This window comes from Chloroflexota bacterium, from assembly GCA_020850535.1.
In the GTDB taxonomy this organism is placed as follows: Bacteria; Chloroflexota; UBA6077; order UBA6077; family JACCZL01; genus JADZEM01.
This window is the reverse complement of record JADZEM010000110.1, coordinates 1-7,124: the sequence shown is the minus strand read 5'-3', so window position 1 is coordinate 7,124 and position 7,124 is coordinate 1. Positions and strand designations below refer to the sequence as shown.

Sequence of the window (7,124 nt, the reverse complement as noted above, 5' to 3'; positions counted from 1 at the left end):
CTTCGCTGCCATCTTCTGGGTAACCACCCCGTCCTGGAACTCAAGGGCCGGCTTCTCTTCGGGGAGGGCCAGGAACTCCTGCAGGGACATGTGCTGGCCGACCCACTGCGAGCGGAAACGGTCGTCGTTCTCCTGGATCAGGTCTGGACGCTCAGAGATGGCCATGGTGCTGCCTCGATGAGGGACACAGGTGGTACGCGCCTGTCTCCATCATACCGACTTCGGCCGACGCTGGGCGGACATCAGCGCTGGGCCGCCGCGATCGGATGCGCGCGCGGCGGCCCGGCGACGGTGGCCGCTCAGCCTGTAGCTGAGACGGTGGGGGTGGGTAGTCGGCGCAGGTGTCGGAGCGGCGAGCAGTACAGGAAGAGCACCGCTGGGAGTGCCCCGCAGGCCCCGATCAGCATCGTGGACCGTGGCCCGATCAGCTCCCCGAGTACGCCGCCGAGCATCGTGCCCAGGAGCATCGCGGACCAGTCAATGACACGCAGGCTGGCCGTCACCCGCCCGAGCGCCTCGTCCGGCACGCTGGCCTGGATCAGGCTCTGCTCGTGAATCTGGTTCACGGTCGCAGGGAGGTCGGCCAGTTGCTGAAGGCCTACCAGGAAGATCACCAGCAGGAATGGACCCGCTGCGAGCGGAACGCTCAACAGGGACGCCGCGCTGAGAAAGAAGGTCACGATCATCGTCGGCCCGATGCCGAACCGGCGCTCAATCGGCTCGGCCACCAGTGCCCCAAGGAACGAGCAGACCCCGCCGACGGCGAAGAGGATGCCGAAGACGAGTGGCTCAAGCCCCAGATCACGGGTCAGGAAGACCAGCAGCATGGTGACCCAGATGTGGAGGAAGAGGTCCAGCATCCCAAACGCCAGCGCGATGCCCCGCAGAATCGGGTTGTGGAAGACCAGCCGCAGGCCCTCGCGGATGGCCGCCAGGGTGCTCTGCTCGTGGGCCTCAGGGGCGGGCGGCGGCTCGGGTGCGCGGATGGCGCCCAGGCACACGGCGGACAGCACAAACGACACGGCGTCCAGCAGGACCGCGATGGGGGCTGTGAGCACCTGCACCAGCAGGCCGGCAAACCCGAAGGCCCCGACCTCCACCACCGATCCGGCCCCGGACAGCTTGGCGTTCGCCTCGACCAGCCGCTCGCGCGGGATCAGCGTCGGCAGGTACGAGCGGTTCGCCACCTCGAAGACGGCGGTGAGCGTGCCGGCCGCCATCACGACGGCGAACAGTTGCCAGATGCCGAGCAGTCCGAAGATCGCCGCCAGCGGAATCCAGGCCAGCAGGACGGCCCGCCCGATGTCCGCCCAGATCATCAGTGGGCGGCGCTTGAGACGGTCCACCCAGACGCCAGCCACCAGCCCGAGCACCACGCCGGGCAGGGCATCGGCCATGCGGATCAGCGCCACCTCACCGGGTGAAGCGTCCAGGGTGAAGATCGCGACGAGCGGCAGCGCGAACCGCGAAACCAGGCTGCCGGCCAGCGAGACGGTGTGGCCGGCCCAGAGTCTAAGGAAGTCCGGATGACGCCAGAGGCCATCCAGGCGCAGCGCGTGGAACATGTGCAGTGTCCCTACCATGAGCGGCCCGTCGGCACACGAGCGGCACGCGTGGCGACGGGCTGTCGATTCGACAGACGGTGTGAGTGTGCGTGCGACCGGTCTGCGTCGTCTGTACGGCGACCGGAGTGGTGGGTGGCCTCATCGAGGATCTCCCTTCGGCAGCGGGCGCTGAGCCGCGCGCACGGCATCGTGCGAGCACTGCGCCGTGCCGTCGCCCAGTGTAGCAGGTGAGAACCGGCTGACCTGTCTGGCCGGGAACGTCTGTACAGGGCGACGGATCAAAGGATGTGATACACGGGCATCGAAGCAGGACATAAAGTCACCGTGCGGGCCGAGGGTCTGGTACAGTCTGCGTACGCTCAGAAGGAGCCTCGCACCATCTTGTCGCGCCCGCTCGGCTCTGCTCACCCAGCGCGTCGCACGCGGAGCCGACCCTGTCTGGCGTCGCGACAGGTTTCTGCGAGCCGGACGGCTCCCGCATGGAGCGCGGCCCGCCAATGACGTTTCAGCAGCCAGCCGCGCTCTGGCTTCTCGGCCTGATCCCGCTGGTGATTTTGCTGCACCTGCTGCGGGCGGCTGCCAACCGGCAGCTGGTCTCCAGCGCATTCCTCTGGCGCGAGCTTGGCCGTGACCCGGAGGTCTCGCGCCGGCTGCGCCCTCCGAAGCTGACGCTGCTCCTCCTGCTGCAACTGCTTGCCATTGTGGCGGCGGCGTTTGCGCTCTCATCACCCCGCCTGACCGCGCCGCCCGGACGCCATCTCGTGCTGGTGCTCGACGCGTCTGGCAGCATGCTGGCGACCGACGAGCAGCCGTCGCGCTTCGATGCCGCGTTGGGGCGGGCCCGCACGCTGCTCGCCACGATGTCCCCGACCGACGTGGCAACCGTTGTGCGAGCAGGGCCGCGCCCCCGGACGGTGGTGAGCGCTGCCGAGAGCGGGGTGGCCCTGACAGCCCTCGGAGATCTGCGGGGTGGGGGCGGCGCCTCGGCCATGCGCGAGGCGCTGTTTGTAGCCTCGGATCAGGCGCGCCGCACACCCGAGCGGGCGTCCGAGATCGTGGTCTACACGGACGGCTCGTTTGTGGACCCCGGCGACCTCTCGGCGCTCGGCGTCGCGACGCGGTTCGAGATGCTGGGCCGCGAGACGGCGAACCGTGCTGTCACCAGCCTGAGCGTCGCGCGGCAGCCGGGCGGTCCGGGCACCCAGAGTGCCGTCGCGCGTCTCGCCAACTACGCCGACCTGCCGACGCGCGTCGGCCTGAGCCTGTTCGTGGACGACGTGGTCACCGACCGCCGTGATGTCGATCTCTCGGCGCGCGGGCAGACTGTCGCGGCCTTCGACGTGCCGGCTGGCGCCCGCCGCGTGGCCGTGAAGCTGGCTGGCGGCGACGCGCTCCCCGCCGACGACTTCGCCGAGGTGAGCGTCGATATCGGGTTCGTGCGACGGGTGCTGCTGGTGACCCGCCGACCTGAAGCCCTGGAGCGCGCTCTCAAGGCGATTCCTGACCTCAAAGTGGAGACCGTCACCCCGGAGCGCTACGACGGCTCTGGGGCCGAGATCGTGGTGCTCGACGGGGTTGTGCCGCCGACCCTCCCGAGCGGACAGTTGATCGTCGTGAACCCGCCGGCCGGCCAGCAGTTGCTGCCACTCAAGCCCGAGATTCAGGGCGTCCAGTTCTCCGACTTCGACCCACGCCATCCGCTCTTGCAGGCGGTCGATCTGGCCTCGGTGCGGCTGGCGAAGGCGACCCCGTTCGTCACGCCACCGTGGGCGCGGGTGGTGGCCGAGGCCCCGGCCGGCCCGCTGATTCTCGAAGGGCGCGAGGCTGGCCGTTCGGTGATCGCGCTCGGGTTCGAGCCGGCTGGCTCGGGCATCGACCGGATGATCGCGTTCCCGCTGCTGGTCGCCAACGCCGTCTCGTACCTGGGCGGCGGCGACCTCTCGCCCTCGCTGCCGCCGGGCCGAAGCGTCAGCCTGCCGGTGGCCCCCGGTATCACCGAGGTGACGCTCGAGTCTCCGAGCGGCCAGCAAACACGGCTCAAGCCGGAGCAGGGCTCGGTGCGGCTCGACGAGATCGAGCTGCCGGGCCGCTACACGATCCGCGAGACCGGCCTGGGGGCTGGCGAGCCGCGCATCTTCGCCGTCAACATGGCTGACGACGCCGAATCGTCCATCACGCCACGCGCCCGGCAGGCGGCGCCCGCGCCGCCTCGGCCCGGTGACGGCACGACCACGACCCCGCTGGAGATCTGGCCGTACCTGGTGATGGGGGCGCTCTTGCTGCTGGTGCTGGAGTGGTGGCGCTTCGGACGGCGGGGCTAGGCCGGTGAGGTTCGCATTCGAGCAGCCGTACTGGCTGGCCGCGATGGTGCTGATCCCGCTCGTGCTGCTGTTCGCGCGGGGCTGGCTTGGCCGGGCGGCGGCGTGGCGGCGCGGCATGGCCCTGATCCTCCGCACGCTGATCCTGGCGCTGCTGATCATCTCGCTGGCCCGCCCGACCTTCTACGATCCGGACGAGCACCTGACGGTGGCGCTGGTGGTGGACCGCTCCGAGAGCATGAGCGGCCCCGTCCGCGCAGCGGCCGACCAGTGGCTGCAGCGGGCGCTCGGCGAGCTGCGGCCCGACGACAACGTCACGATGGTGCGCTTCGGGCGGCAGGCCGTCACCGACCGCCCGAACACGGCCGAATTGCCTATCGACGGCTCGGCCACCAACCTTGAAGCGGCGATCCGGCTGGCCGGCGATCTGCTGCCCCAGACGGGCGAGCGGCGGGTGGTCGTGATCTCGGACGGCTGGGAGAACCTGGGCGACGCCGAGCGGGCCGCTCTCGACACCTCGCGGACGGGGCTGCAGATCGCCTACGCCGGCCTTCAGGCGGGGGCCGACGCGCCAGAGGTCGCGGTGCGGTCTGTCGAGGCGCCGGGCTTCACGCGTGAGGGCGGCACGTTCGAGACGAGCGTGGTGGTTGACAGCACCGTCGCCACCAGGGCCGGCATCACGCTTTCGATTGACGGCCGCGAGTCCGTCTCCGAGCAGGTGGAGATCGCGGCGGGGTCCAGCCGCCTGACGCTGCCGGTGACGGCCCGCTCGGACGGCGCGCGCATCATCCGCGCCGAGATCGCGCCCTCGTCTGACACCCGCACCGACAACAACGTCGGCGAGGCGGTGACGGTGGTCAAGGCGCCGGGCCAGATCCTGGTGCTGGAGGGCCGGCCCGGCGAGGGCGCGGCGCTGGCGCAGGCCCTGACCGAGGCCGGTATGCAGGTCGAGGTACAGCCGCCATCCGTGGTGCCGCCGCGCCCCGAGCAGCTGGACCGCTTCGACGGCATCGCGCTGGCGAACGTCGCCGCGACGCAGCTGACGCTCGATCAGCAGCGGACTCTCCAGCGGTTCGTGCAGGACATGGGGCGCGGGCTGTTCGTGGCGGGTGGTAACACCAGTTTCGCGCTGGGCGGCTACCAGGGCAGCGTCCTGGACGACATGCTGCCGGTCTCGCCAGCGCCGCCGCCTCGGCGCGACGAGAGCACCATCGCGCTGTTCCTGGTGCTCGACAAGTCTGGCAGCATGGACCTGTACCGCAGCGACGTCTCGAAGATGGCGATGGCCCGCGAGGCGGCGATCCGCTCTATCGAGGCGCTGCGCCCGAACGACACGCTCGGCGTGCTGGGCTTCGACAGCCGCTTCGCCTGGGTGGTGCCGCCGACGAAGATCGCCAGTGGCAACGACATCACCAACGCCCAGCTGCAGATCGGGCGGATCCGCGCGGATGGCGGCACGTCGATCTACCCGGCTCTGGAGGAGGCGTACAAGGCCGCCGCCGCCAGCGACGCCAAGATGAAGCACATCATCCTGATGACCGACGGCCAGTCGTTCGACGCCGACTACCCACAGCTCATCGCCAGGATGCAGCAGGATCAGATCACGCTCTCGACCATTGCCGTGGGCAGCGACTCGGACCAGAAGCTGCTGACCTCGCTCGCGCAGCTGGGGGCGGGCCGCTACTACTTCACCGAGCGCTCGCAGGATGTGCCGCGCATCACCACCAAGGAGACGACCATCGCTACCCGCAGCTCGATGGTCGAGGGGCGGGTGCTGCCGCAGGTGACGGCCGCCAGCCCGATCATGCTCGGGCTGACCGGCTCGACCCTGCCGACGCTGGCCGGCTACGTGACGACGGCCCCCCGGCCGCGCGCGGTGACGGCCCTGACCTCCGACCGGGGCGATCCGCTGCTGGCGCACTGGCAGCAGGGGCTGGGGCGGGTGGTCGCCTGGACCTCCGACACCAGCGGGCCGTGGTCCCAGGAGTGGCGTTCCTGGCCGGATGGCGCCAAGTTCTGGCAGCAGGCCGTCCGCTGGACGTTCCCCGAGCCGACCCGCGCGACGTTTCCGGTCCAGGCCGAGGTGATCGGCGATCAGGTGACGCTGCGGGCGCAGAGCGTGCGCCCGGATGGGCGCTTCGGCGACCTGTTGGATACGCGGGTGACCATCGTCGCGCCGGACGGCAGCGCTCGCGAGATCGATCTGCCGCAGACGGCCCCGGGTACCTATGCGCTGTCCACGACTATCGGCGCGCCGGGGGCGTATCAGGCCCGCTTTGTCCAGTATGAGGCTGGGAAGCCGGCCCGCGAGGAGACGGTCGGGTTCACGGTGCGGGGCGGCGCGGAGCAGCGCTCGGTGGGGGTCAACACGGCGCTGTTGGAGCGGCTGGCCTCGCGGACGGGCGGCAAGCAGATCGTGGACCCGACGCAGGCGTTCGACCGGGACAACCGGGTCCACGGGGAGAAGCCGACGCCGATCTGGTGGTGGTTTGCGCTGGCGGCGCTGCTGCTGGTGCCGCTCGACGTGGCCGTGCGCCGCGTGAGCTTCGGGGGCCGCGCCCGCCAGCCCGCTCGGCCGTAGGGTTTGGTTGCGTGCTGGCAACAGGTTGGCTGTGCCGTTCACGACTGACAGGCCACTATCGCGCCTTTCCGAAGCCTTGAGCCTTCGAGTGCCACCCTCATCCCGACGAAGGAGGGATCTCCCGCAACTGTGCGCGCCAACGAACCCCTCATCCCGCGCCCGCGCGGGATGGGGACGTTGCTACCTGGCCGCATCGTATCTGCTCACCTGGGCATGATCGGCCGAGTGGCCTGTGGGCTCGCGTTTCGTTAAGCTGATGCTCCTATGGAGCGAGATGCGCTGGCGGAGCTGAGTCGGGAGCAGTTGATCGAGTTGGTGCTCGGTCTGGCTGCCGAGGTCGCCGAGTTGAAGGCCCAGATCGGCCGGCCACCGAAGACGCCCGGCAACTCGTCAGTGCCGCCCTCGGTGGGCTTCAAGGCGAATCGGGCGGAGCGTCGGACGCGGCGGCGTGGGCACGACGGGATCAGTCGTCGGCGGCAGGCGCCGGACGTGATCGTGCGCTGTCGGCCGACTGCCTGCCGGGGCTGTGGCGCGGTGTTGCCCGAGGCGGGGCAGCGTCGGGTGGGGCGGAGCCAGGTGATCGAGCTGCCGCCGATCCGTCCGGTGGTCGTGGAGGCGTAGCAGTATGCGGCCCGGTGTGGCGGGTGCGGGCACCGGACG

5 protein-coding genes are annotated in these 7,124 nt (G+C 70.3%); 3 read left to right on the top strand and 2 right to left on the bottom strand.

Annotation, left to right across the window (positions count from 1 at the left end; genetic code table 11):
- A partial coding sequence (locus IT306_15005; GenBank protein MCC7369737.1) for a hypothetical protein occupies positions 1-165 on the bottom strand: 165 nt, incomplete at its 3' end.
- A gap of 134 nt (positions 166-299) precedes the next feature.
- A complete protein-coding gene (locus tag IT306_15000) occupies positions 300-1,565 on the bottom strand; it encodes an MFS transporter (protein MCC7369736.1) in 1,266 nt (421 codons plus the stop codon).
- Positions 1,566-2,062: 497 nt separating this feature from the next.
- Between IT306_15000 and IT306_14995 the strand changes: the two genes are divergently transcribed.
- From IT306_14995 to IT306_14985, 3 genes are all read left to right on the top strand, one after another.
- On the top strand, positions 2,063-3,886 hold the full coding sequence (locus IT306_14995; GenBank protein ID MCC7369735.1) for a BatA and WFA domain-containing protein: 1,824 nt from the start codon (positions 2,063-2,065) through the stop codon (positions 3,884-3,886).
- A gap of 4 nt (positions 3,887-3,890) precedes the next feature.
- On the top strand, positions 3,891-6,464 hold the full coding sequence (locus IT306_14990; GenBank protein ID MCC7369734.1) for a VWA domain-containing protein: 2,574 nt from the start codon (positions 3,891-3,893) through the stop codon (positions 6,462-6,464).
- 264 nt (positions 6,465-6,728) lie between these two features.
- Positions 6,729-7,085 carry a hypothetical protein gene (locus IT306_14985; GenBank protein ID MCC7369733.1) on the top strand — a complete coding sequence of 119 codons (357 nt, stop codon included), beginning with the start codon at positions 6,729-6,731 and terminating at the stop codon, positions 7,083-7,085.
- Positions 7,086-7,124 lie beyond the last annotated feature (39 nt).

Excerpts from the sequence above, each read along its gene's own strand:
- IT306_15000 (MCC7369736.1), bottom strand. The coding sequence starts at position 1,565 with ATGTTCCACGCGCTGCGCCTGGATGGCCTCTGGCGTCATCCGGACTTC.
- IT306_14995 (MCC7369735.1), top strand. The coding sequence starts at position 2,063 with ATGACGTTTCAGCAGCCAGCCGCGCTCTGGCTTCTCGGCCTGATCCCG.
- IT306_14985 (MCC7369733.1), top strand. The coding sequence starts at position 6,729 with ATGGAGCGAGATGCGCTGGCGGAGCTGAGTCGGGAGCAGTTGATCGAG.